The following is a 24,104-nucleotide window of genomic DNA, read 5'->3' as shown; positions in this document are numbered from 1 at the left end:
GCCCTGGCCCGGCTGGGCCACGTGGTCCCCAAGGAGAACAAGGGAATACCGGTCCTAAAGGTGAAAAAGGTGATCCTGGTGAAAAGGGAGCAACTGGTGAGCGTGGTGAAATGGGTCCTGCCGGTGCTCGCGGTCCAGCTGGCCCACAAGGCCCGCGCGGCGATAAGGGTGAAACCGGCGAACGTGGACCAAAAGGCGAAGCTGGTCCAACAGGACCAATAGGTTGGCCAGGAGAACGCGGACCCGCAGGCCCAACCGGACCCCAAGGTCCTGCTGGTAAAAATGGTGAACGTGGTCTTCCTGGTGCTAGAGGCGAGCGTGGTGAACGCGGCGAAAAAGGTGAGGCTGGACCCCAAGGCCGCCCTGGCCCGGCTGGGCCACGTGGTCCCCAAGGAGAACAAGGGAATACCGGTCCTAAAGGTGAAAAAGGTGATCCTGGTGAAAAGGGAGCAACTGGTGAGCGTGGTGAAATGGGTCCTGCCGGTGCAGTCGGTCCACAAGGCCCAGCCGGTAAAGATGGCGCACCTGGTGTTCAAGGTGAGCGTGGGCCTCAAGGAGAAACCGGCCCTAAGGGTGAAAAAGGCGACCGCGGTGAGCAAGGTCTCCAAGGCGAAAAAGGTGACCGTGGTGAGCAAGGCCTTCAAGGCGAAAAAGGCGACCGTGGTGAGCAAGGCCTTCAAGGCGAAAAAGGCGACCGTGGTGAGCAAGGTCTCCAAGGTGAAAAAGGCGACCGCGGTGAGCAAGGTCTCCAAGGCGAAAAAGGCGACCGTGGTGAACAAGGCCTTCAAGGTGAAAAAGGCGACCGTGGCGAACAAGGCCTTCAAGGCGAAAAAGGCGAGCGCGGCGAACAAGGCCTTCAAGGTGAAAAAGGTGACCGTGGCGAACAAGGCCTCCAAGGTGAAAAAGGTGATCGCGGTGAGCAAGGCCCACAGGGAGCACCACAAATCCCTGACAAGCCAGAAGTTGATCCACCACATACACCTGATCAACCTCAAGTACCAGAGGTGACTCCTAAACCTCAGCCTGCGCCAGAACGTCCACACGTTCCTCAGCAACCTGAGCAGCCTCAAACTCCTACTCCTAACCAACCAGAACAGCCAAGCCAACCTAAGCAAGAACCACAAGAGCAACAACCAGCTCCAGCTGACACTAATAACCAACCTAAGGCAGCGCAACCTAGAGCTCAGGTTGCACCAGCTACCGTTGTTGCTCCAAGAGCTCAACACTTACCAGCAACCGGTGAGAAGGCTAACCCGTTCTTCACCGCAGCTGCGCTAGCTGCCATGGCTAGTGCTGGTGTCCTCGTTTATCAATCCAAAAAAGAAAAAACAAACTCCTAAAACTAATCCTATTAAAAAAACCACATCCACTACACATAAACAAAATTGGGTTGAAAGCTAACAAGGACACCAACTAGCCACTTCTTAGTGCAGCTAGAACTGCCAGCAAAGGGAAAGCTCTAGCAATGAGCTTTCCTTTTCTACTAGGCACAACCACGAAAATATCTAATCATAAAATAATGATTAATAAAAAAAGTGAACTTCACTATAACTAATCCTTCCTTTAGAATAGTATTGTTAGAAGGAAGACCATCCTTTTGTTGTGCCTTCTTTAATCACTAGACAAAAGGAAGAAATAAGGAGAGAAAAGAGAAAATGGCTAGAAATCAAAAGGCTGCCCCCAGCACCCTCAAAAAACTTAGTGTTGGAACAGCATCATTACTTGCAGCAACCACAGTCCTAGGAGCAACTGCTACAACAGCGAAGGCAACTGTTCATAGCGATAGATATTATGATGCGTATGCATCTGTGCTAAGAAGTTATACACGTCGGCATCCTGACTGGTCAGCTTATACTTGGGCAAGCGTAGTTCGAAAAAATGATCAACTTAGTGCACAAGTTGAACGCTTAAGAAAATATCATGGTGAACTTGCGGATCATTATAGTGAGTTAGAAAAACATGCTAATGGATTGGAAAAAGAAATTTCAGTCACAGCAGATGCTCTTAAAGTAAATGAAGAAGCTAATAAAGAGCTTACTAAAGAGAAGAAGCTCCTTGAAGACTCTTTAGATACTACTAAAGCAGCTCTTACAGACAGCCAAAAAGAAGCACAAGCTAACCTTGACGCTTTGAACCACAAGAATGCACAAATTTCAGAACTTGTTGGTAAAAACGAAGAGTTAACTAGCAACCTTGCAAGCTACGATCGCTTAATCGAATCTGCTAAGCTTGAAATGCAACAAAAATTAGCAGAAATTGCGCAATTAAAAGCTGACAATGCCGAAGCAAATGCTAAGATTGAAGCGCTTAACGCTGATGTTGCTAAACTCAACGAAAATGTAGCTAGTCTAGAACGCTTGGTAGAGTCTGCTAAGTACGACCTAGCCCAAAAACAAGCTGAAATCGACAGCTTGACTAAAGACAAAGCTGAGCTTGAAAAACAAGTGGCAGCAGCAAATGCTAAGGTAGCTGAGCTTGAAAAAGCCAAAGCAGACGCAGAAGCTAAGATTGCCGTTCTTGAAAAAGACTTAGAAACAACTAAGCAAGCCAAAGCAGAAGCAGAAGCTAAACTTGAAGAGCTTAAAGCAATGCTTGATAAAGCTGGTCTTGAAAACAAAGACCTTAAAGCTGAAATCGAACGCTTAAAACAAGAATTAGCTGCTAAGAAACAAGCTGCACCAAATACTAACGGTAACACTAATGGTAAAGCTAGCGGTAACGCTAACAACGGTTCAGCCGGACATGTTAACCGTCCAGCAGCTCCTGCTGCAACACCAGCAAAACCAGCTGCTAAAGCAACTGCTGAGTTACCATCAACTGGTGATGCGACAAATCCATTCTTCACAGCTGCAGCCTTGACTGTCCTTGCTTCAGCAGGCGTTCTTGCTCGCAAACGTAAAGAAGAAAACTAAGCGCCATTCCTACTCCCCGATAGTGATGAGCGATAATGAGAGAGAATCCAAAGCGATTCTCTCTTTTTCTACTTGCAAAAAAGCCAGAGCAGCAGGAGCTGCTGCCGGGATCGGCTTTATGCTATAATGCTACTAAGATTTAAAAAGATAGGAAGACGACACGTTCATGCAGGCTCAAGAACTTTTCCCTGAGGTGGTCATCAGTGCCTTTCCCAAGTCTGATGCTGACTGGCTTAGTCTGCCTCAAGGTGACCATTACCTCAACTTTCCGCTGGCGCATCTGAGTGCCCGCGAGCATTACCTCCTGACCTGGCTCCGTACGGACCAGTCCGAACTGACGCCAGAGCCGTCGGCTTGGTACCGCTACCTCATGGAGGGCAAGGGCGCTGTGCCCCTGGACTTAGCGACCTACCAGTGGCTCCACCTCGAGCACCAAGCGCCCTTGACTCCCAGTCAGTCGGATGCCTTGGCCCATTTGCTGGGTCAGGTTGCGGCGGTGCTCCATCTCAGCCCACACCGGACCTGCTTTTTATGGGATGGACTGGCTAGTGATGATCCCTTGTCCTTGCTCCGGGACATCCTACCGACACTAGAGAGTGACTTTGACATGTCTTTTACCTTTTTACTGGGTAATCGTTGGCCCAAGGAAAAGGCTGACCAGTTACCGGCTTACTTTGCTGAAGAAAGTCAGCTCTTTTCGGCCTATCTCAAGGGGCAGCCGCCCCATCAGGTGCTGTCATTTGCCCAGCTCATGCTGTGGTCGCTCACTCATGGGCTTGCTTTTCCTCATATCCGGAGTCATTTTGCCCACCTCATTCAAGAAGATTCCTTTGGGGCGGCCATGATTGAGACCTTGTGGCGCCAGCAGGGCAACCTAGTGCAGACGGCGCAGGCGCTCTACATCCATCGCAACTCCTTGCAATACAGGCTGGAGAAATTCTACCAGCAATCTGGCCTCAATCTAAAGCTGCTTGATGACCTGGCCTTTGCCCATCTCCTCCCCACCCTTTCCTAAGCTTGTGCAGGCTGCCCAAAAAGTTTGGGCGGCCTGTCTCTTTTATGAAACCGCTATCTTTGTTACACTAGATTCAAAATAGCTATGCTGACAAGCCAGCCTAGAGCTAGTGCCGATCAGTGAGCTTAGTATAGGAGAGTTGACACATGGTTGCATTAAGCCTCAATCACATTTATAAAAAATACCCTAATACCAGTCATTATGCTGTCGAAGATTTTGATCTAGAGATTAAAGACAAAGAGTTTATCGTTTTTGTTGGTCCATCTGGCTGTGGTAAATCCACCACCCTGCGTATGATTGCAGGTCTAGAAGATATTTCTGAAGGCGAATTAAAAATCGACGGTCAAGTCGTCAATGATAAATCACCCAAGGACCGTGACATTGCCATGGTTTTCCAAAACTACGCCCTCTACCCCCACATGAGTGTCTACGACAACATGGCTTTTGGCCTTAAGCTCCGCAAATATAAAAAAGCCGATATTGATCAGCGGGTCAAAGAAGCCGCAGCCATTCTGGGTTTAACAGAGTTTTTGGACCGTAAACCAGCTGATCTATCTGGTGGGCAACGTCAACGTGTGGCCATGGGCCGGGCGATTGTCCGTGATGCCAAGGTTTTCTTGATGGACGAACCCTTGTCCAACTTGGATGCTAAGTTACGTGTTTCGATGCGGGCTGAGATTGCCAAAATCCACCAGCGTATTGGCTCAACAACAATCTACGTTACCCACGATCAGACCGAGGCAATGACTCTAGCTGATCGGATTGTCATCATGTCAGCCACCAAGAACCCACAAGGCAACGGAACTATCGGTAAGATTGAGCAAGTCGGCTCACCGCAAGAATTGTACAACCTTCCGGCTAATAAATTTGTCGCTGGGTTCATCGGTAGCCCGGCCATGAACTTCTTTGAAGTTCAAGTCAAAGATGGCTACATTGTCAGTGACGATGGCTTGAAGCTTGCTATTCCAGCCGGCCAAGAAAAAGTCCTTGAGGCAGCTGGCTACAAAGGCAAAAAGCTGATCTTTGGCATTCGACCTGAAGATATTTCAGGCAACCCAATCGTGCAGGATACTTACCCAAGTGCGACCGTCACAGCGGAAGTCCTTGTTTCAGAATTGCTGGGTGCTGAAACCATGCTCTATGTTAAAGTTGGTAGCACCGAGTTTGCCTCTCGTGTTGAAGCGCGGGACTTCCACCATCCTGGCGAAACCGTTACCTTGACCTTTAACGTGGCTAAGGGACACTTCTTTGATCTGGATACGGAACAAGCAATCCGCTAACCCCACAGACCACAAAGCATACAACAATAGCCCTCAAAACAATCTTTTGGGGCTTTTGTTGCTAAGGATTAGAAAGAAAAGAGACTTATGAAAAAACACTGGTGGCATCAAGCTACAATCTACCAAATCTACCCTCGTTCCTTCATGGATAGCAATGGTGATGGTATAGGCGACCTCAAGGGCATTATCAGTAAGTTGGACTATCTCGAAAAGCTCGGCATCACAGCCATCTGGCTCTCCCCTGTTTATCAAAGCCCTATGGATGATAATGGCTATGATATTTCGGATTATCAAGCCATCGCGTCTATCTTTGGTGACATGGCGGACATGGACCGTCTCTTAGCTGAGGCCAAGGCCCGCGGCATCAGAATTATCATGGACCTCGTGGTTAATCATACCTCAGATGAGCATGCTTGGTTCATCGAAGCAAGAGAAAACCCAGCTAGTCCTAAACGGGATTACTATATCTGGCGTGATCAGCCTAATCACTTGCAGTCAACCTTTTCTGGTTCGGCCTGGCAGTATGATGAAGCCTCAGGCCAATACTACCTCCACCTCTTTAGCAAACGCCAACCCGATCTCAACTGGGAAAATGCTGAGCTGCGCAGCAAGATTTATGACATGATGAACTTCTGGATTGATAAGGGGATTGGTGGTTTTCGGATGGACGTGATTGACTTGATCGGTAAACTCCCTGATCAAGAAATCACCGGCAATGGTCCTAAACTCCACACCTACCTCAAAGAGATGCATCAAGCAACCTTTGGCCAGCATGATCTGCTCACAGTCGGTGAAACTTGGGGAGCCACCCCAGCTATTGCCAGACAATATTCCAAACCAGATAATGAGGAACTGTCCATGGTCTTTCAGTTTGAGCATATCGGCTTGCAACACCAGCCCGACGCTCCTAAGTGGGTCTACCGTGATCACTTAGATGTGCCAGCCCTAAAGGCCATCTTTACCAAATGGCAGACAGAGCTGACTCTGGGCCAAGGCTGGAACTCGCTCTTTTGGAATAACCATGACCTGCCGCGGGTCTTGTCCATCTGGGGCAATGACGGTCAATACCGGGAAAAGTCAGCCAAAGCGCTAGCGATTTTATTACATCTCATGCGTGGAACGCCCTATATTTATCAAGGTGAAGAGATCGGGATGACCAACTATCCCTTTGAGAGCCTTGATCAGGTGAATGATATTGAATCACTCAACTATGCTAAAGAAGCCCTCGCTAATGGAGCCGATGCACAGGATATTTTAGATAGCATCCGTAAGGTTGGGCGTGACAATGCCCGGACACCAATGCAATGGACAGCAAAAGCCCAAGCCGGCTTTACCACTGGCCAAGCCTGGCTGCCGGTCAATCCCAACCATGACACCATCAATGTCCAAGCAGCACTAGCAGATCCTGACAGTATTTTCTATACTTATCAGAAATTGGTCGCCCTACGCAAGGAGCAATCGTGGTTAGTGGATGCTGATTTCACCTTGCTTGAGACCACAGACCAGGTCTTTGCCTATATCCGCAAGGATCAGACAGACCGCTACCTCGTGGTGGCTAATCTCTCTGTTCAGGAACAAGCTTTTCCTTGTGTGGAACAGGTAGCAGCCACCATCATTTCTAATACAGATGAAAACCAGGTGCTTGCGCAGCAGCAGCTCGCTGCGTGGGATGCCTTTTGTGTTAAGTTAGCTTAAGATTGCCTCTTCATGAGTAATTAAGCCAGCTTATTTATAAGAAATGGCACTCTCTGATGTGATTTTTCAACACCCTTAAAAGCTGTTTTGCTTCTGGGGAATCATCCGTTTTTATCGTTAACTTTAAAGCAGTTCAGACGAGGACTGCTTTTTGGTTAAGATCGGTTAACAAATACCTGGTCTTTTAGATTAAGCAAACTTATTTAAAGAGCAATCTAAAACAGGCTTAATTATTGTAATGCATTAAGGTAAGAGTTGTGTTGTATTAATTATTTATTAATGTAAGGTTTAAAGCTGTCCTAACCTGAGCTACTATTTTGCTTAAGACCGCTTAATAGCTCTGTTAGCCTTGCAATTAGGGCTGCTTATCTTAAAAAGGGTAATCTTTTTTTGTACCCCTTTTTAGGATTGGGACCTCAATGGAGCTTAAAATGCACATCTGTGCACATCTGTGCTAATTTTGCTTTGAGCCGGCTCCAAACTCCCCACTGACCTACTTGGTTACAATGCGCCTGTCAGCTAATCTGGTGCGAGAGCTGGGTGTGGCCTAAGTGCTTGCTAGTCCTGTCTTTACAGCCTATTTCCGTTTTTGCTAGCTGTGCTAGACAGACGGGTTAGGCTTTTTATGTTTGTTATTTTTCTTGCTTTACTCCTCCGGTTAATTTCTTTTTTAAAAATTTTTTTCCTGGTCGGTTGATTTGCTCAAAGGGTGTCTAAATCGGCATAGGCATCGGTTTTGTTGAAGTTATGGGCTCAGCGATTTTCCCAGAAAGCCCGAAAACGGAATTTATGAAAGTTGAAAAATATCTCTGAGGTCAGTATAATGTAATAACAGCTAACCAGAGATGTGGATTTACCTGACTTGTCAGTAGGGTGATGAACCACATGAAAAAAAGTAAGAGTTTATCACCAAAACCTTGGTGATCTTTAGGGGGTGTTTGAAAAGATGTGGGCATCTAGCAGATGATACCACATGGCGTAAGCGATATACGCTTTGTGAAAGTAGTGGAAAGAGAAAAAAATAGGAGAAAAAATGGCAGTTCTAGTTTTAGGCGGGGCAGGGTATATTGGCTCGCACATGGTTGATCGCTTAATTGAGTCGGATCACGAAAGAGTAGTAGTGGTAGACAATTTGGCGACAGGTCATCGCGCAGCTGTTCACCCTGAGGCCCGTTTTTACCAAGGCGATGTGGCTGATCAAGCGTTCATGAAGCACGTTTTTCAAGAAAATGATGAAATCGACGCTGTGATTCATTTTGCCGCCTTTTCGCAGGTGGCTGAATCGATGGTCAGGCCATTGAAATATTTTGAAAATAATACGGTAGGCTTAGTCAAGCTATTAGAGGTGATGGAGGATTTTGCAGTTCGTAAGCTCATTTTTTCGTCCTCTGCGGCTATTTATGGGATTCCTGAAGAGCTGCCAATAAAAGAAAGCACACCGCAAGCCCCTATTAATCCTTATGGGGAGAGCAAATTGATGATGGAAAAGATCATGAAATGGTGTGATAAAGCTTATGGAATCAAATTTGTAGCCCTACGGTATTTTAATGTGGCTGGTGATAAACCAGATGGGAGTATTGGCGAGGACCATCAGCCAGAGTCCCATTTAGTCCCTCTTGTCCTTCAGGTAGCACAGGGCATGCGGCCTAAGATTACCATTTTTGGCAATGATTATGACACCTTGGATGGCACGAACGTTCGGGACTATGTCCATCCTTTTGACCTGGCTCAGGCCCATAGTTTGGCGATTGATTATTTACGGCAGGGTAATCCATCACGCGCTTTTAATCTAGGGTCTTCAACAGGCTTTTCGAATTTGGAGATTGTTGAAGCCGCCCGCCAAGTCACTGGGCGACCGATACCCTTTGAGTTGGGTTCGAGGCGACCGGGAGATCCAGATGTTTTAGTGGCTAACTCAGATGCTGCGCGAGAAGTTTTAGGCTGGCAGCCAGAGTTTGACACGATTGAGCAAATTATCGAAACGGCCTGGGCTTGGCATTCCCGCCACCCAAATGGCTATGAAGATCAGCTTTAGTGTAAACGCGCATTGCTTTAGGTAAGCACTGGCAAGTGATCACTTGATTGTAAGCTAGGCGTTTAGATTTAAAAATCAGACTTGCTGCAAAGTTGTTGTAGAAGAGCTTTCAGATACTGCTGAAAGCCAAGATGATTGTGGTAGACAACTTTGCTGTAAACTATTTTTTACAATTTCTTTGGAACGCCGTTTCATTTTACTTGCCTGATTTTTCGCCAGAGCAGTAACATGAAAAAAGTTAGTAGCTAGCTGCTGATCTGGCGCGAGTTGGGATGAGTGCAACGATTTATGCAAGCGCTTTGTAGGAAGTTTCGGTGAATTTGCCTAGGTTAGTAGCGCATTGCCTTGGTGATGCAAGCGCTTTGCAGAAATTTGCCCAGAGTTGCTCGTATCAGTGTCCAATGACCCTCAGGTGCTGTTAACGTTTTGCAGGATTTGTGGAGAGCCTGCCTAGCGGTAGTGGTATCCTGTCGTTGCGTTAGCTTGACTCAAGCCTATTTCTAGTAGTGCAAAAACTTCGTGTCTGTTTCATTTTTTGGCCGTTGCGCCTTCCCGCTTTTGTCTACCTTATTGTGTCTTGTGTCATATTCAGGCCTAATAGGGCGTCTAAGACCGGCTGACGCCACAGAAGAAGCCTAGAGAGGCAAAAAATGTTGCAGCCCTTACAGGGCCTTTCTGATACCATATAGGCTAAAAGTGCAAATGGACCTATTTTGTTTCAGAAAATGTGACAGATAAGCGCCGACTCAGGTCGTGATTTTTCTGCAAAATGACAGAGAAAAAATGATGCATGTCAGGCAAAATAAGGCTCGTTTTTGCTTGTGTGGGTCTATGTTCCAAAAGCGAGCTGCAATCTGCAGCCGCTAAACTCGGTTGTTTCTAAAAATACAGCCCAGACAGCACAGCTGTTTGCTTGGATTTTCTGAAAAATGACAGATTTTCAAAAAAGAAGCATGTGTTTTTTCTGAAAAAGCGACCCCTTATTACTGAAAATATCAGAAAAAATAGCAACCAGGTTGACAGCTGTCAGCGATAGGAGTTTAGATAGGTGCTTACTTGACCGCCCATGCAAGGCTTTATTTGCCGATATCTTGTCCCCAAGCATATATGATGTTTCTGAGATTTCTCGCCCACTCAAAGCTAGTCTAGGGTGACGTTTTTGCCGTCACCTAAGGCTTTGCTGGATTGTGAGCTGTACTCTCTTGTCAAAGAGAGAGGAGTCTAGTTGCGTGACCTTCCCTTGCTATGTTGTTATTATTTTGATATAGTTAGACCAGATGATTATTTAGCAATAAGGAGAAATTATGGGATATACAACGATACTGATGTTTGTTGTCATGCTAGGGTTGATTTTTATCATGCAACGGCAGCAAAAAAAAGCAGCAGCTGAGCGCCAAAACCAGCTGAATTCCGTGCAAAAAGGCGACGAAGTGGTGACTATTGGTGGTCTTTATGCTTTGGTTGATGAGGTTGACACCGAGGCTAAGAAAGTGGTCTTGGATGTTGATGGTGTTTTCTTGACTTTTGAATTGGCAGCAATCAAGCGCATTGTAACCAAAACAGGAGTTGGTGAAACCACCCCAGCAGTGGAACCAGCAGACCAACAAACGACACCAGTAGCAGATGATAACCTGCCTGTAGCTGAAGAAACAGCTGTAGAGGCCATCCAGCCAGAAGAAACAGCAATTAGTGAAAAATAGGCGCACGTTTGTGGCCACTCACTCAGATCGGCTGAGCAAAGAGGGTAAAAACCTGACAATCCAGGCTTTTACCCTCTTTTTTTCCGAGAGGAATTGATAAAAGAAGAACCAAAAATGGGGAAATGTGGTAAAATAAAGGATAAGTATGCAAATTAAGGATAAAACATGTTTGGGATAATTGGAAAAACAAAAAAAGTTACAATAGACAAAGTACCAAAACATATTGGTATTATCATGGATGGCAATGGCCGCTGGGCCAAGAAACGCTTGAAACCACGTGTTTTTGGTCATAAAGTGGGCATGGATGCTTTACAAGAGGTTACCATTACCGCTTCGCAAATGGGTGTCAAGGTCTTGACAGTCTATGCTTTCTCAACAGAAAATTGGTCACGTCCGCAAGATGAGGTCAACTTTATTATGAACCTTCCTGTGGAATTTTTTGACAAATTTGTTCCTGAATTAGATAAAAACAAGGTTCGCATTCAGATGATTGGCGAGACCCGCCGCTTGCCAAAGGAAACTCTAGAGGCTCTAAATGCGGCTGTTGAGCAGACCCGCCGCAACACCGGATTGATTCTCAACTTTGCCTTGAATTATGGCGGCCGGGCAGAAATCACCAATGCTGTCCGCCTCATTGCCCAGGATGTGCTTGATGCTAAGTTGAATCCTGATGATGTCACAGAAGATCTCATCGCCAACTACCTCATGACAGATCATCTCCCCTATCTCTACCGCGATCCCGATTTCATCATTCGGACAAGCGGCGAGTTGCGCCTGAGCAACTTTTTGCCTTGGCAATCAGCTTACAGTGAACTGTATTTCACACCTGTTTTGTGGCCGGATTTTCGCCGGGCTGAATTTATCAAGGCAGTGGAAGAATACAACCGTAGGCACCGCCGATTTGGTGCAATCTAAAAGGAGATAGAACATGAAAGTACGTATTATCTGGGGAGCTATTGCGGCAGCTATTTTTATCCCCTTGTTGGTTATTGGTAACCTCCCCTTTCAACTCTTTGCTGGTCTACTAGCCATGCTGGGTGTCTCTGAAATGTTGCGCATGAAGCGCCTCGAGGTTTTTTCCTTTGAAGGGATTTTAGCGATGCTTGCGGCATTTGTCTTGACGGTTCCTATGACCAATTACTTGAGCTTTTTGCCGATTGATGCAAACTTTGCTTGCTATGGTTTCATTGTTTTTCTCATCTTAGCAGGCACGGTCTTTAATAGCGAACGCTATTCCTTTGAAGATGCTGCCTTTCCCATTGCAGCTAGCTTGTATGTCGGGATTGGCTTTCAAAACCTAGTTAACGCGCGTTTGGTCGGTGTGGATAAGGTTTTATTTGCCCTCTTTATCGTCTGGGCAACCGACATGGGCGCCTATTTCGTAGGACGCAAAATCGGGAAACGCAAGTTATTACCCCAAGTCTCGCCCAATAAAACCATTGAAGGCAGTCTTGGAGGAATCGCTAGCGCAGTGGTGGTTGCTTTGGTCTTTATGTTGATTGACCATAGCGTTTATGCCCCCCATGCTCTCCTAACCATGCTTTTGTTTGTGATGCTATTTTCTCTCTTCGCCCAATTTGGCGACCTAGTGGAGAGTGCCATCAAACGCCATTTTGCAGTCAAAGATTCTGGAAAACTCATCCCTGGTCACGGAGGTATTCTCGATCGATTTGATTCCATTATTTTTGTTTTTCCCCTTATGCATCTCATTGGCTTATTTTAAGCCTTACGTGTTAAAGCAAGCAATGCTTACCGTTAGAACATTAACATAAAAAAAGAAAAAGAAGGAAAGGAAAAAGATGCTAGGCTTATTAACCTTTATTATCATCTTTGGCATCCTTGTTGTGGTTCATGAATTTGGCCACCTCTATTTTGCCAAAAAATCGGGCATTTTGGTGCGCGAATTTGCAATAGGGATGGGGCCAAAACTCTTTTCTCACCGAGACAAAGAAGGCACCCTCTACACCATTCGTAGCTTGCCCCTGGGAGGCTATGTGCGAATGGCTGGCTGGGGGGAAGATAAAACCGAAATCAAGATCGGTACCCCTGTCACCCTCACGCTAAATGCCCAAGGTTTGGTCAAACGGATCAACCTCTCTAAAACCAAACTGGACCCTACGAGCTTGCCGATGAATGTCACTGCTTATGATTTAGAAGATCAGCTGATGATTAAAGGCTTGGTCTTAGACCAAGAACAGACTTATGCGGTAGCTCATTTTGCAACAATTGTCGAAGAAGACGGCACAGAAGTTCGCATCGCCCCTAAAGATGTCCAGTACCAAAATGCCAGCTTGCCTGGCCGGATGATGACTAATTTTGCTGGGCCCATGAATAACTTTATCTTAGGGGTTATTGTTTTTACCATCTTGGCTTTTGTGCAAGGCGGCGCCTTAGACTATAAGACCAATCAAGTACGGGTGGTTGATAAGGGAGCGGCTGCTCAAGCTGGTATTCAAAGCAATGACCGTATTTTGAGCGTTGGTAAGTACCAGATCTCCAATTGGCATGATTTGACCAGCGCTGTCGATAAGGCCACTAAAGGCCTATCAGCAAATGAAAGCCTCCCCGTCCGGATTGACCATGCTGGCAAGCAAAAAGAAGTCTTGGTTAAGCCGCAGAAGGTTTCTGGCCACTATGCTCTAGGTGTTTTGGTCCCCTTACGGACAAGCCTTAAAGATAAGCTTTGGGGTGGGGTGCAGATGTCGGTGGATGGGGCCTTGGTGATTATACGAGCCTTGAAAAATCTCGTCACCGGCTTTAGCTTGAACAAGCTAGGTGGCCCTGTGGCCATATATCAGATGTCCAATCAAGCAGCGAAAAACGGCATCGAATCAGTCCTATCCTTGATGGCTCTGCTCTCTATTAACCTAGGGATTTTCAACCTCATTCCCATCCCGGCTCTAGATGGCGGTAAAATTTTGATGAATATTATCGAAGCCATCCGACGAAAACCTTTGAAACAAGAAACCGAAACCTATATTACGCTCGCTGGAGTAGCCATCATGTTGGTCTTGATGGTTGCAGTAACATGGAATGATATTATGCGAGCTTTCTTTTAAAAGAACACGAACGAAAGGAAGGCGGTTCCTTCTTTGCTAGCTGATCTAGCTGCATAGTGTCATGTCTTAGGGAATAACGCCTAGGAGGCAAGGAATCGTGAAAAACACATGAAACAATCAAAACTGTTAATTCCCACCCTGCGCGAGATGCCTAGCGATGCCCAGGTAATCAGCCATGCTTTGCTGGTGCGCGCAGGTTATGTGCGTCAAGTTTCTGCTGGTATTTATGCCTATCTGCCTTTAGCTAATCGAACCATTGAAAAGATTAAAGGCATCATACGTGAAGAGTTCGATAAGATCGGCGCAGTGGAAATGTTAGCACCAGCGCTACTGAATGCGGACCTCTGGCGTGAGTCAGGCCGCTATGAAACGTATGGCGAAGACCTCTACAAGCTTAAAAATCGTGAACAATCAGATTTTATCCTAGGTCCCACACATGAAGAAACCTTTACGACCTTGGTTCGTGATGCTGTCAAATCTTACAAGCAATTGCCGCTTAACCTCTATCAAATCCAAACCAAGTATCGTGATGAAAAGCGCCCTCGTAACGGCCTTCTACGGACACGTGAATTCATCATGCAAGACGGCTATAGCTTCCACCAAAGCTATGAGGATTTAGATGTCACTTATGAAGACTACCGTCAGGCTTATCAAAATATTTTTACCAGAGCTGGTCTAGACTTCAAGGGGATTATTGGCGATGGCGGAGCTATGGGAGGCAAGGATTCCCAAGAATTCATGGCTGTCACCCCAAAACGCACAGACCTCAACCGTTGGCTGGTGCTTGATAAATCAATTGCTTCGATTGCAGAGATTCCAGCAGATGTTTTAGCAGAGATCAAGGCAGAGCTTAATAAATGGATGGTTTCTGGCGAAGACACTATTGCTTATTCTAGTGCCTCTCACTATGCTGCTAATCTGGAAATGGCTACCAGCGCCTTTCAAAAGACCAATAAGGTCTCTGCATATGCAGACTTAGCAGAAGTGGCTACTCCAGATTGTAAGACCATTGATGAAGTGGCTGACTTTCTCAAGATTGCCCAAGAAGAGACCATTAAGACCCTCTTGTACATTGCCGATGAAAAGCCTGTTGTTGCTCTGCTAGTGGGTAATGACCAGGTCAATGAGGTCAAACTAAAGAACCATTTGGCCGCTGATTTCTTAGCACCAGCTAGCCAAGAACAAGCTTACCAAGTCTTTGGCGCCCACTTTGGTTCGCTTGGTCCTGTAAACCTTGATTCGGCCATTCCCATTATTGCCGATCGAAATATTCAAAACCTAGCCAATGCCGTTGCTGGCGCCAACAAAGATGGTTACCATTTAACCGGTGTTAATCCAGAGCGTGATTTTACAGCCGAATATGTGGATATTCGAGAAGTCAAAGAAGGCGAGCTTGCACCTGATGGTCAAGGTAGCTTGCAGTTTGCTCGGGGAATCGAGGTGGGCCATATCTTTAAGCTAGGTACCCGCTACTCAGATAGCATGGGGGCTACTGTCTTGGATGAAAATGGCAAATCACAACATATGATCATGGGCTGCTATGGTATTGGCGTTAGCCGTATTTTATCAGCGGTGATTGAGCAACATGCTCGCATCTTCGTTAATAAAACGCCTAAGGGCGTCTATCGTTTTGCTTGGGGCATTAACTTCCCAGAGGAATTAGCTCCGTTTGATGTGCATTTGATTACGGTCAACACCAAAGACGAGGTGGCCCAGACTTTAACAGCTAAGATTGAAAGCGACCTCGTAAGCCAAGGCTATGAAGTCTTGACCGATGATCGTAATGAGCGTGTCGGCTCTAAATTCTCTGATAGTGACCTTATTGGCTTGCCAATTCGTGTGACGATTGGGAAAAAAGCCAGCGAAGGCATCGTCGAAGTTAAAATCAAAGCAAGTGGTGATAGCATTGAAGTTCATCAGGAAAACCTGATTGAAACATTAGAGATTTTGACCCAGCATCCCTAAAAAACCAGACCTAGCTTAGCTTTTTGCCGCTGCGGCGTTACTGTTTTAGTTCTGCTCATGTCACAAAAAATGTCAATTGAAGTGGGAAGAGCAAAAGCGAGGTCTAAAAGCTAGGCAAGCTGATTCATTAGTGGTCTCGGTGGACAATGTCTCACGCCACCACAGAAAAAAAGCCCTAAAAGCTGGGACAAGCAGTCTCAGTTTTTTGCTGCCTTTGCATTTAAAGCTTCCTGGTTCCTAGTAGGCTTTCGAGCTTACTAAGGGTGCTCTTGATTTGTACCGCAGGTGGGTGGTAGGTTACGATCTCTTTTCTATCTTTTAAGGATCTACCTTGTCTCGTGTTTTGTTAGCGAGCTGGACAAGGTCAATTCTTCAGATAGATGATCCAGCAATGGCCGCAGAAACGTCGGACTTTTCAGGCAGGTTGTGGTATACTCAAAGAAAAAAGCTTGTTAGGAGATGATTTATGAAAACAAGAGCAGAACTAAAACAAGAAGCCAAAGCAGCCTTGAAAGGCAACTGGGGCTGGGCGATTGCGATTTCGATTATTCCAACGGCCGTAGGCGGTCTTGGCCAATTTTTAGGCAATGGGATAGCTGATAGCATCTTTCCAGATTCTTTAGATGTTGAGCAGGTGAACTATATTGAGAATCTCTCTGCTTCTGCCCTGTCTGGGATAGCAGCGGTTGCGGTTTTACTGATGCTTGGTTATTTTGGTCTAACCATCAGTAGCCAAAAGGGTTTTCTTGATTTGATTCGCAACCGGCGCAAGTCTGTCCTTGCGACCTTTAAATACACTTTTACGGTTAGACACTTTACGCGCTATCTGCTCCTAAATATCCTCATTAGTATTTTTACCTTTCTATGGACGCTTTTATTAATTATTCCAGGAATTATTAAGGGGTATAGCTACTCACAGGCTAATTTCATCCAAATGGATGCCTTTGAAAAGCAAGAAAAAACCAGCATCACCAGTGCGATTACTAAGAGTCGCGAGCTGATGGATGGCCATAAGTGGGAATTCTTTGTCCTGCAGTTAAGCTTTATTGGCTGGGCTATCTTGGCTTGCTTGACCTTTGGGATTGGCTTTATTTGGTTGACCCCTTATATTGGTGCGACCAATGCGGCTTATTACAACCAACTCTTGCTTGAGCAAGACGGTGTGGCCCTGACAACGTCATCTGGTGATCGTGATGTGATCCCACAAGACCTGGCAGAGCAAAACGAAGTGGACTTCTAGGCTGCCGCTTACTGGCCAACTAAAAAACCAATGGCACGTTTGTTTGCTCAGCTGGTTTTTCCTTGAAGTGGCCCGTTTTAGCTCAACCGAGTGAGCTGCGAAGCAGTGAGGTTTTAAGCCTTGCTGCCTCGCGGTTTTTTTGTGTGCAGGCCCAAGTAGAACCAATGATGCCCAATTAGGGCCAGGCTTTGCCCAGGTTTTGTTAAAATTTAGTTCAAGGTTTGTTTAGGCTTGGTTCAAGTTTTGTTTAGGCTTTATTGGCGAAGCCAGCTAGGCTGAGTAGGCTGGTGGCTTTCTACGTATCTGCGGTGATTGTCAGGCACTTGGTCTAGAGTCGAAAACTGCTCATGATTGTGGTAAAATAGAGTCTAGAAAATCAGGAGAAAACTATGTCAGATTTATTCGTGAAATTAATGGAACAAATCGAAATGCCACTTGAGATGAGACAGTCAAGTGTTTTTTCGTCAGCTGATATTAAGGAGGTTAAGGTCCATTCCTTATCGCGCCGCTGGGAATTTCACTTGGTTTTTGCTCAGCTATTACCCCTAGACGTCTACCGGGAATTACGGCAGCGCCTGGAAGATAGCTTTGCCAAGGCGGACATCAAGGCCAGCTTGCAGGTGTCGGTAGAGACGTTCTCTGACGATCCGGCCCTTTTGCAAGCCTATTATCAGGAGGCTTTTCGGTATGCTCCTTGTGATAGTGCCAGCTTCAAATCCCTTTTTTCGTCTCTAGACGTTGCCGCAAAGGAGGAGGAATTGGTCATTCGGGTGCCTGATTTTGTGGATCAGGAGCATTTTTTGAAGAATCACTTGCCTAATCTAGCTAAACAGCTCAGCCTATTTGGCTACCCGCTGTGGCCGATTAAGCTGGTCTTAGACAGTGATAAGAGCCAGGCTCTCAAAAAAGATTTTACGACTAGTCGTAAACAGCTATTAGAAAAGGCTTTTCAGGAAAATCGCCAAGCCCAACAGTCGCTTGAGGCGCTCCAGCCGCCAGCTGAGGAAACCAGTCCACAGCCGGGTTTTGACTATAAGGAACGTCAGGCGAAGCGTCAGGTTGGTTTTGACAAGGCACCCATCACTGCGATGAGTGAGATTGTCACCGAAGAAAACCGCATTGTTTTTGAGGGAATGGTGTTTGATGTTGAGCGCAAGACCACGCGGACAGGTCGGCACATTATCAATTTCAAGATGACTGACTACACCTCTAGCTTTGCCATGCAAAAATGGGCCAAAGACGATGATGAATTGCGCAAGTATGACATGATTACCAAGGGGGCCTGGCTGCGCGTTCAAGGAAACATCGAAAATAACCCTTTCACGCGCAGTTTAACGATGAATGTGCAGCAAGTAAAAGAAATCGTCCATCACGAACGTAAGGACTTGATGCCAGACGAGCAAAAGCGTGTTGAATTTCATGCTCATACCAATATGTCCACCATGGATGCTCTGCCCACTGTGGAACACTTGATTGACACTGCGGCCAAATGGGGCCACAAGGCGGTGGCGATTACTGACCATGCCAATGTGCAAAGCTTTCCCCATGGCTATCACCGGGCCAAGCGAGCTGGGATTAAAGCAATTTTTGGTTTAGAGGCCAACTTAGTAGAAGATAAGGTCCCCATCTCCTACAACCCTGTATCGCTTGATTTGCACGAGGCCACCTACGTTGTTTTTGACGTTGAAACCACCGGTCTATCTGCCATCCATAATGATTTGATTCAGATTGCAGCCTCCAAGATGTACAAGGGAAACATTATTGAGCAGTTTGACGAATTTATCAATCCAGGTCACCCTTTGTCGGCCTTTACGACAGAGTTGACCGGGATTACGGATAATCATTTGATTGGGGCTAAGTCCTTACCAGAGGTGCTTGCAGCGTTTCAGGCCTTTTGTCAGGGTACGGTGCTTGTGGCCCACAATGCTTCTTTTGACGTTGGCTTTATGAATGCTAACTATGAGCGCCATGGGCTTTCTTTAATCACTCAGCCGGTGATTGACACGCTGGAGTTTGCCCGCAATCTCTATCCAGAGTACAAGCGCCATGGTTTGGGGCCACTAACCAAACGTTTTCAGGTCTCGCTTGAGCATCACCACATGGCCAATTATGACGCGGAAGCCACGGGTCGCTTGCTCTTTATCTTTTTAGAAGAAGCCAGAGAAAAGCACCATGTGACTGACTTGGTCGATTTAAATACTAAGCTTGTGGCGGAAGATTCTTATAAAAAAGCGCGGATTAAACATGCAACGATCTACGTGCAAAATCAAACCGGCCTAAAGAATATGTTTAAGCTGGTCAGCTTGTCCAATGTTACCTACTACGAAGGGGTCCCCCGTATTCCTCGGACGGTTTTAGATCAACACCGTGAAGGGCTCTTGCTGGGGTCGGCCTGCTCAGAAGGCGAGGTCTTTGATGCTGTTATGACCAAGGGGGTTGATGCCGCTGTTGCGTTAGCAGCTTACTATGATTTTATCGAAATCATGCCGCCAGCTATTTATCAGCCACTTGTGGCGCGGGAGTTGATCAAGGATCAGGCTGGGATTGAGCAGGTCATCAAGGATTTAATCGAAGTTGGAAAAAGAGCCGATAAACCGGTCCTAGCAACGGGCAATGTTCACTATATTGAGCCTGAAGAAGAAATCTACCGGGAGATTATCGTTCGTAGCTTAGGCCAAGGAGCGCTGATTAACCGGACCATTGGTCGTGGAGAGGGAGCTAAGCCAGCTCCGTTGCCTAAGGCCCACTTTCGCACCACCAATGAAATGCTGGACGACTTTGCCTTTCTGGGTAAAGAGCTAGCCTACCAAGTTGTCGTGCAAAATACTCAGGACATGGCAGACCGTATCGAGGAAGTCGAGGTGGTCAAGAACGATCTGTACACACCTTACCTGGACAAGGCTGAGGAAACGGTTGCTGAATTAACCTATAAAAAAGCCTTTGAAATCTACGGCAATCCCTTGCCTGATATTATTGATTTGCGTATCGAAAAGGAGCTGACCTCTATCTTGGGCAATGGCTTTGCTGTGATTTACCTCGCCTCGCAGCTTTTGGTGAATCGTTCCAACGAACGCGGCTACTTAGTTGGCTCGCGGGGTTCGGTCGGATCTAGCTTTGTTGCGACCATGATTGGGATTACCGAGGTTAATCCCATGCCACCGCATTATGTGTGTCCTAAGTGCCAACACTCCGAATTCATTACCGATGGTTCAGTTGGTTCAGGTTTTGACCTCAAGGACAAGGTTTGTCCGCAGTGCGGCACGCCCTATAAAAAAGATGGCCAGGACATTCCCTTTGAAACCTTCCTTGGTTTTGATGGTGATAAGGTACCCGATATTGACTTGAACTTTTCAGGTGATGATCAGCCTAGCGCCCACTTGGATGTGCGTGATATTTTTGGTGAAGCCTATGCCTTTCGGGCAGGGACAGTTGGTACGGTCGCTGAAAAGACCGCCTATGGCTTTGTCAAGGGGTATGAACGCGACTATGGCAAATTTTACCCTGATGCGGAGGTTGATCGACTAGCCACCGGAGCGGCTGGGGTTAAACGCACTACCGGTCAACACCCAGGCGGTATTGTTGTTATTCCTAACTACATGGACGTTTATGACTTTACCCCAGTCCAATACCCAGCCGAAGACATTACGGCTTCGTGGCAGACGACCCACTTTAACTTCCATGATATTGATGAGAACGTCTTAAAGCTTGATATTCTGGGTCATGATGATCCAACGATGATTCGCATGCTGCAAGATCTATCAGGCATTGATCCCAAGGAAATCCCAGCTGATGATCCTGATGTCATGGCCCTTTTTTCTGGTACTGAAGTGCTTGGGGTGACACCTGAGCAGATTGGCACGCCTACGGGCATGCTTGGCATCCCTGAGTTTGGCACGAACTTTGTTCGAGGAATGGTCAATGAGACTCATCCCACAACCTTTGCCGAGTTATTGCAGCTGTCTGGCCTTTCACACGGGACAGACGTGTGGCTGGGCAATGCCCAAGACTTAATCAAAGAAGGAACCGCCACCCTAAAAACGGTTATCGGCTGTCGGGATGACATCATGGTGTACCTCATGCATGCTGGCTTAGAGCCCAAGATGGCTTTTACCATTATGGAGCGCGTGCGTAAAGGCATGTGGCTCAAGATTTCCGAAGAAGAACGCAAGGGCTATATTGCTGCTATGAAAGAAAACAATGTCCCTAATTGGTACATTGAATCCTGTGGTAAAATCAAGTACATGTTCCCCAAAGCTCACGCGGCAGCTTATGTATTAATGGCTCTGCGGGTGGCCTACTTTAAGGTCCACCATCCTTTGATGTATTACTGTGCTTATTTCTCAATTCGGGCTAAAGCCTTTGAATTAAAAACCATGAGCGCTGGCCTTGGCGCTGTCAAAGCACGCATGGAAGACATTGCTCAAAAGAAAAAAAATAATGAAGCCAGCAATGTGGAAAATGATCTCTACACAACCTTAGAAATTGTCAATGAAATGCTAGAGCGCGGTTATACCTTTGGCAAATTAGACCTCTACCATAGTAGTGCCACTGATTTTCAAATCAAAGGCGACACGCTTATCCCGCCTTTTGTGGCCATGGAAGGATTGGGCGATAACGTTGCCAAGCAGTTAGTTAAAGCACGCGAAGAAGGCGAATTCCTCTCCAAGATGGAGCTGCGTAAGCGCGGCGGTCTCTCTTCAACCTTGGTTGAAAAAATGGCAGACATGGGCATTTTAGGCAATATGCCAGAAGACAATCAATTAAGCTTGTTTGATGATTTCTTTTAAAGCTACTATCTTTTTGCAAAGATTGAAAAAATGACCTACCAACCGCAGTTCAACAAATTGATTTTATTACTAAGTAGTGATATTATGAAAAGAAAACCTAAGGAGACCAAATGGTAACATTTAAAAATTCCGCCGTAAAAGCGATGGTGGTCATGCGAAAAGCCTTTCGAACGGTGGATGCCCGCGTTTCGGAATCCTATAAACCTTATGCTTTGACACCGACGCAATTTGCGGTTTTGGATGTCTTATATGCAAAAGGCCCTCTAAAGATTGGGGAATTGATTGACAGTATGTTGGCAACTTCTGGCAATATGACTGTTGTTATTAATAACATGGTCAAAAAAGGCTGGGTCAAACGAGATGCCTGTCCCAATGATAAGCGTTCCTTTCTTGTCACCTTGACAGCAAAGGGCCAGGCTGTTATTGAGCAAGCACTGCCAGCCCATATCGCCCAGGTGGAGGAAGTCTTTTCAGTGCTAACGCCAGCAGAACAAGAACAATTGATTACGCTTCTCAAAAAATTTAAAAAAAGCTGAGACCTTTTCTTTGACTTTACTAACTAGTAGTAATATAATCACTATATAGTAATAAAAATCACTGAAACACCAAAAGGTCCAGCTTGCAAGTGGGGATTACTGCTTGCTTGCCCAGTGAAGCAAAAGGAGAAGAAACTATGTCATTTTTAGAATCATTAAAAGCACGTCGGACAATCTACGCCATGGGACGCAATGTTCAAACCCCCAATGAAGAACTTGTTTCAACCATCAAAGAAGCGATTCGTCAGTCTCCATCAGCGTTTAACAGTCAAACATCACGCGCTGTTATCCTTTTAGATGAAGAAGTTTCAACATTTTGGAATGAATTGGTTGCGACCGATCTTGTAGCTACCATGAAAGAGCAAGGTGCTCCAGAAGAAGCCATGGCCGCTACTAAAGAAAAATTAGCAAGTTTTGGTGTTTCAAAAGGAACAGTTCTCTTCTTTGAAGACCAAGATGTGGTTAAGGGCCTTCAAGAACAATTCCCATTGTACGCTGAAAACTTCCCTGTATGGTCAGAACAATCAACCGGTATAGCTGCTGTCAATACCTGGACAGCACTTGCAGCAGAATATGGTCTTGGTGGTAACCTCCAACATTATAACCCAGTTATTGATGCATCTGTTGCTGCTAAGTACAATGTGCCAGCTAACTGGAAATTACGTGGTCAATTGAACTTTGGTTCGATTGAAGCTCCAGCAGGTGACAAAGACTTCATGAACGATGATGAGCGTTTCAAAGTGATTGGCTAATGCCTGTACCAGCTAAAAAATAGGCCTCTAAATAAACTAACCGATCGACATATTGAGCCGTCTTGATAGCTACCCCACTCACTGGATTAGTCCATTGAACAGGGTATATCACTTGGCTTTAGTGTGTCGGTCGGTTTTTTCTTGCGCTTTTTTTTGGGAAATAGCTGAGCTGTAACAGAAAAAATGGGCAGGTAGCGATTAGTGCTTAGGACAGCAAATGCCTGTAAGCTCCTAGCTAGCTGCTAGCTTAAGTGCTCGCTGCGACTGGCCTGGCCTTGGGTTTTGCTAGCTGGGGCTGCGCAGCCATTTTCACCCAAACAAAAAAACTGCTTAGACCTTGCTAAGCAGCTCGTGCTGACTCTAATCAAGCAGCAGCATGTCGTCTTTGACCTCAAAAGGTTTAAGTTCATTGATGCGATCATAAAACAAGATGCCATCAATGTGGTCAATCTCGTGTTGGACAACAATGGCGTTGTAGCTTTTGAGTTTGACGCGATGTTTTTCACCATGCTTATCATAGTATTCCACAGTGATACGAGCGTGGCGTACGACATAGCCATCAACCACGCGGTCCACAGATAAGCAGCCTTCACCTTCAGCGAGCGCAGCCTCTTGAATGGAGTGAGCCACGATTTTAGGATTGTACATGATTTCTTGCAGGCTATAGGCCTCTTTAGGGGGCTTGCCTTCGCTATCTTTGGGATTAGGCACTAAAACGGCAATGATGCGCTTTGAGATAGCTACTTGTGGGGCAGCTAAGCCAACGCCACCACGTAAGCCAAGTTTTTCTGCCATTACGGGATCTTGAGAATGCTTTAAAAATTGCATCATTTTTTCCCCAAGAAGAATATCCTCATCAGAAAGGGGAAGGGCAACGTCTTGTGCTTTAGCACGCAGAGTAGGGTTGCCTTCGCGGATAATATCCTTCATGGTGATGTTATGACTGGGTTTTATGAGTTTATCTTGTACAGACATTCTTTCTCCTTTATCTATTCTTTGCGTTAACTATACCATATTTTATAAAAATTTAAAAGAAGGCAGAGGTAAAAGTAACGATTTCAATAGCTGATGCTGTAGCTGTTGGCAGAGTGATAGGCTCCTTGTGATTGCTTGATAGATGCAGAACTC

General features: G+C 46.0%; 15 protein-coding genes and 1 pseudogene. 15 read left to right on the top strand and 1 reads right to left on the bottom strand.

The window, feature by feature from the left end; translation table 11 throughout:
* From GWD08_RS04650 to GWD08_RS04575, 15 genes and pseudogenes are all read left to right on the top strand, one after another.
* Positions 1-1,340, top strand: a 1,340-nt coding sequence (locus tag GWD08_RS04650) for an LPXTG cell wall anchor domain-containing protein (protein WP_208858409.1), incomplete at its 5' end; no start/stop codon positions are given.
* Positions 1,341-1,694: 354 nt separating this feature from the next.
* A pseudogene (locus GWD08_RS04640) lies at positions 1,695-2,912 on the top strand (LPXTG cell wall anchor domain-containing protein); the annotation flags it as partial.
* Between the two features lie 388 nt (positions 2,913-3,300).
* On the top strand, positions 3,301-3,927 hold the full coding sequence (locus GWD08_RS04635) for a helix-turn-helix domain-containing protein (protein ID WP_159564466.1): 627 nt from the start codon (positions 3,301-3,303) through the stop codon (positions 3,925-3,927).
* A 146-nt stretch (positions 3,928-4,073) separates the two neighbouring features.
* Complete coding sequence (locus tag GWD08_RS04630) at positions 4,074-5,207, top strand: ABC transporter ATP-binding protein (RefSeq protein ID WP_159547721.1); 1,134 nt, start codon at positions 4,074-4,076, stop codon at positions 5,205-5,207.
* 87 nt (positions 5,208-5,294) lie between these two features.
* A complete protein-coding gene (locus GWD08_RS04625; protein ID WP_159547722.1) occupies positions 5,295-6,902 on the top strand; it encodes a glycoside hydrolase family 13 protein in 1,608 nt (535 codons plus the stop codon).
* A gap of 1,033 nt (positions 6,903-7,935) precedes the next feature.
* On the top strand, positions 7,936-8,937 hold the full coding sequence (galE, locus tag GWD08_RS04620) for a UDP-glucose 4-epimerase GalE (protein ID WP_159547723.1): 1,002 nt from the start codon (positions 7,936-7,938) through the stop codon (positions 8,935-8,937).
* Positions 8,938-10,241: 1,304 nt separating this feature from the next.
* Positions 10,242-10,637 (top strand): preprotein translocase subunit YajC, encoded by a 396-nt coding sequence (yajC, locus tag GWD08_RS04615; protein WP_159547724.1) that lies wholly within the window; start codon positions 10,242-10,244, stop codon positions 10,635-10,637.
* Between the two features lie 165 nt (positions 10,638-10,802).
* Entirely contained in the window at positions 10,803-11,552 is a 750-nt protein-coding gene (locus GWD08_RS04610; RefSeq protein WP_159547725.1) for an isoprenyl transferase, read from the top strand.
* A gap of 13 nt (positions 11,553-11,565) precedes the next feature.
* Entirely contained in the window at positions 11,566-12,360 is a 795-nt protein-coding gene (locus GWD08_RS04605) for a phosphatidate cytidylyltransferase (protein ID WP_159547726.1), read from the top strand.
* A gap of 76 nt (positions 12,361-12,436) precedes the next feature.
* Positions 12,437-13,696: an RIP metalloprotease RseP gene (rseP, locus tag GWD08_RS04600; protein WP_159547727.1), complete on the top strand. Its 1,260-nt coding sequence runs from the start codon at positions 12,437-12,439 to the stop codon at positions 13,694-13,696.
* Between the two features lie 108 nt (positions 13,697-13,804).
* A complete protein-coding gene (locus tag GWD08_RS04595; protein ID WP_159547728.1) occupies positions 13,805-15,661 on the top strand; it encodes a proline--tRNA ligase in 1,857 nt (618 codons plus the stop codon).
* A 466-nt stretch (positions 15,662-16,127) separates the two neighbouring features.
* The gene (locus GWD08_RS04590) at positions 16,128-16,901 is read left to right on the top strand and encodes a DUF975 family protein (protein ID WP_159547729.1); all 774 of its coding nucleotides are present in this window, start codon (positions 16,128-16,130) and stop codon (positions 16,899-16,901) included.
* A 389-nt stretch (positions 16,902-17,290) separates the two neighbouring features.
* The gene (locus tag GWD08_RS04585; protein WP_159564464.1) at positions 17,291-21,688 is read left to right on the top strand and encodes a PolC-type DNA polymerase III; all 4,398 of its coding nucleotides are present in this window, start codon (positions 17,291-17,293) and stop codon (positions 21,686-21,688) included.
* A gap of 110 nt (positions 21,689-21,798) precedes the next feature.
* The gene (locus GWD08_RS04580) at positions 21,799-22,224 is read left to right on the top strand and encodes a MarR family winged helix-turn-helix transcriptional regulator (RefSeq protein WP_159543093.1); all 426 of its coding nucleotides are present in this window, start codon (positions 21,799-21,801) and stop codon (positions 22,222-22,224) included.
* 137 nt (positions 22,225-22,361) lie between these two features.
* Positions 22,362-22,976 carry a nitroreductase family protein gene (locus GWD08_RS04575; protein ID WP_159543090.1) on the top strand — a complete coding sequence of 205 codons (615 nt, stop codon included), beginning with the start codon at positions 22,362-22,364 and terminating at the stop codon, positions 22,974-22,976.
* Positions 22,977-23,336: 360 nt separating this feature from the next.
* Here GWD08_RS04575 and def read toward each other — a convergent pair whose 3' ends face one another.
* Positions 23,337-23,951, bottom strand: a complete 615-nt coding sequence (gene def / locus GWD08_RS04570; protein ID WP_159543087.1) for a peptide deformylase — start codon at positions 23,949-23,951, stop codon at positions 23,337-23,339.
* Positions 23,952-24,104: the final 153 nt, after the last annotated feature.

The organism is Streptococcus halichoeri (genome assembly GCF_009870755.1).
GTDB lineage: Bacteria > Bacillota > Bacilli > Lactobacillales > Streptococcaceae > Streptococcus > Streptococcus halichoeri.
This window is presented reverse-complemented; position numbering and strand designations above follow the sequence as displayed.

Coding starts and splice junctions, on each gene's coding strand:
- GWD08_RS04630 (WP_159547721.1), top strand. CDS start 4,074: ATGGTTGCATTAAGCCTCAATCACATTTATAAAAAATACCCTAATACC.
- GWD08_RS04625 (WP_159547722.1), top strand. CDS start 5,295: ATGAAAAAACACTGGTGGCATCAAGCTACAATCTACCAAATCTACCCT.
- galE (WP_159547723.1), top strand. CDS start 7,936: ATGGCAGTTCTAGTTTTAGGCGGGGCAGGGTATATTGGCTCGCACATG.
- yajC (WP_159547724.1), top strand. CDS start 10,242: ATGGGATATACAACGATACTGATGTTTGTTGTCATGCTAGGGTTGATT.
- GWD08_RS04610 (WP_159547725.1), top strand. CDS start 10,803: ATGTTTGGGATAATTGGAAAAACAAAAAAAGTTACAATAGACAAAGTA.
- GWD08_RS04605 (WP_159547726.1), top strand. CDS start 11,566: ATGAAAGTACGTATTATCTGGGGAGCTATTGCGGCAGCTATTTTTATC.
- rseP (WP_159547727.1), top strand. CDS start 12,437: ATGCTAGGCTTATTAACCTTTATTATCATCTTTGGCATCCTTGTTGTG.
- GWD08_RS04595 (WP_159547728.1), top strand. CDS start 13,805: ATGAAACAATCAAAACTGTTAATTCCCACCCTGCGCGAGATGCCTAGC.
- GWD08_RS04590 (WP_159547729.1), top strand. CDS start 16,128: ATGAAAACAAGAGCAGAACTAAAACAAGAAGCCAAAGCAGCCTTGAAA.
- GWD08_RS04585 (WP_159564464.1), top strand. CDS start 17,291: ATGTCAGATTTATTCGTGAAATTAATGGAACAAATCGAAATGCCACTT.
- GWD08_RS04580 (WP_159543093.1), top strand. CDS start 21,799: ATGGTAACATTTAAAAATTCCGCCGTAAAAGCGATGGTGGTCATGCGA.
- GWD08_RS04575 (WP_159543090.1), top strand. CDS start 22,362: ATGTCATTTTTAGAATCATTAAAAGCACGTCGGACAATCTACGCCATG.
- def (WP_159543087.1), bottom strand. CDS start 23,951: ATGTCTGTACAAGATAAACTCATAAAACCCAGTCATAACATCACCATG.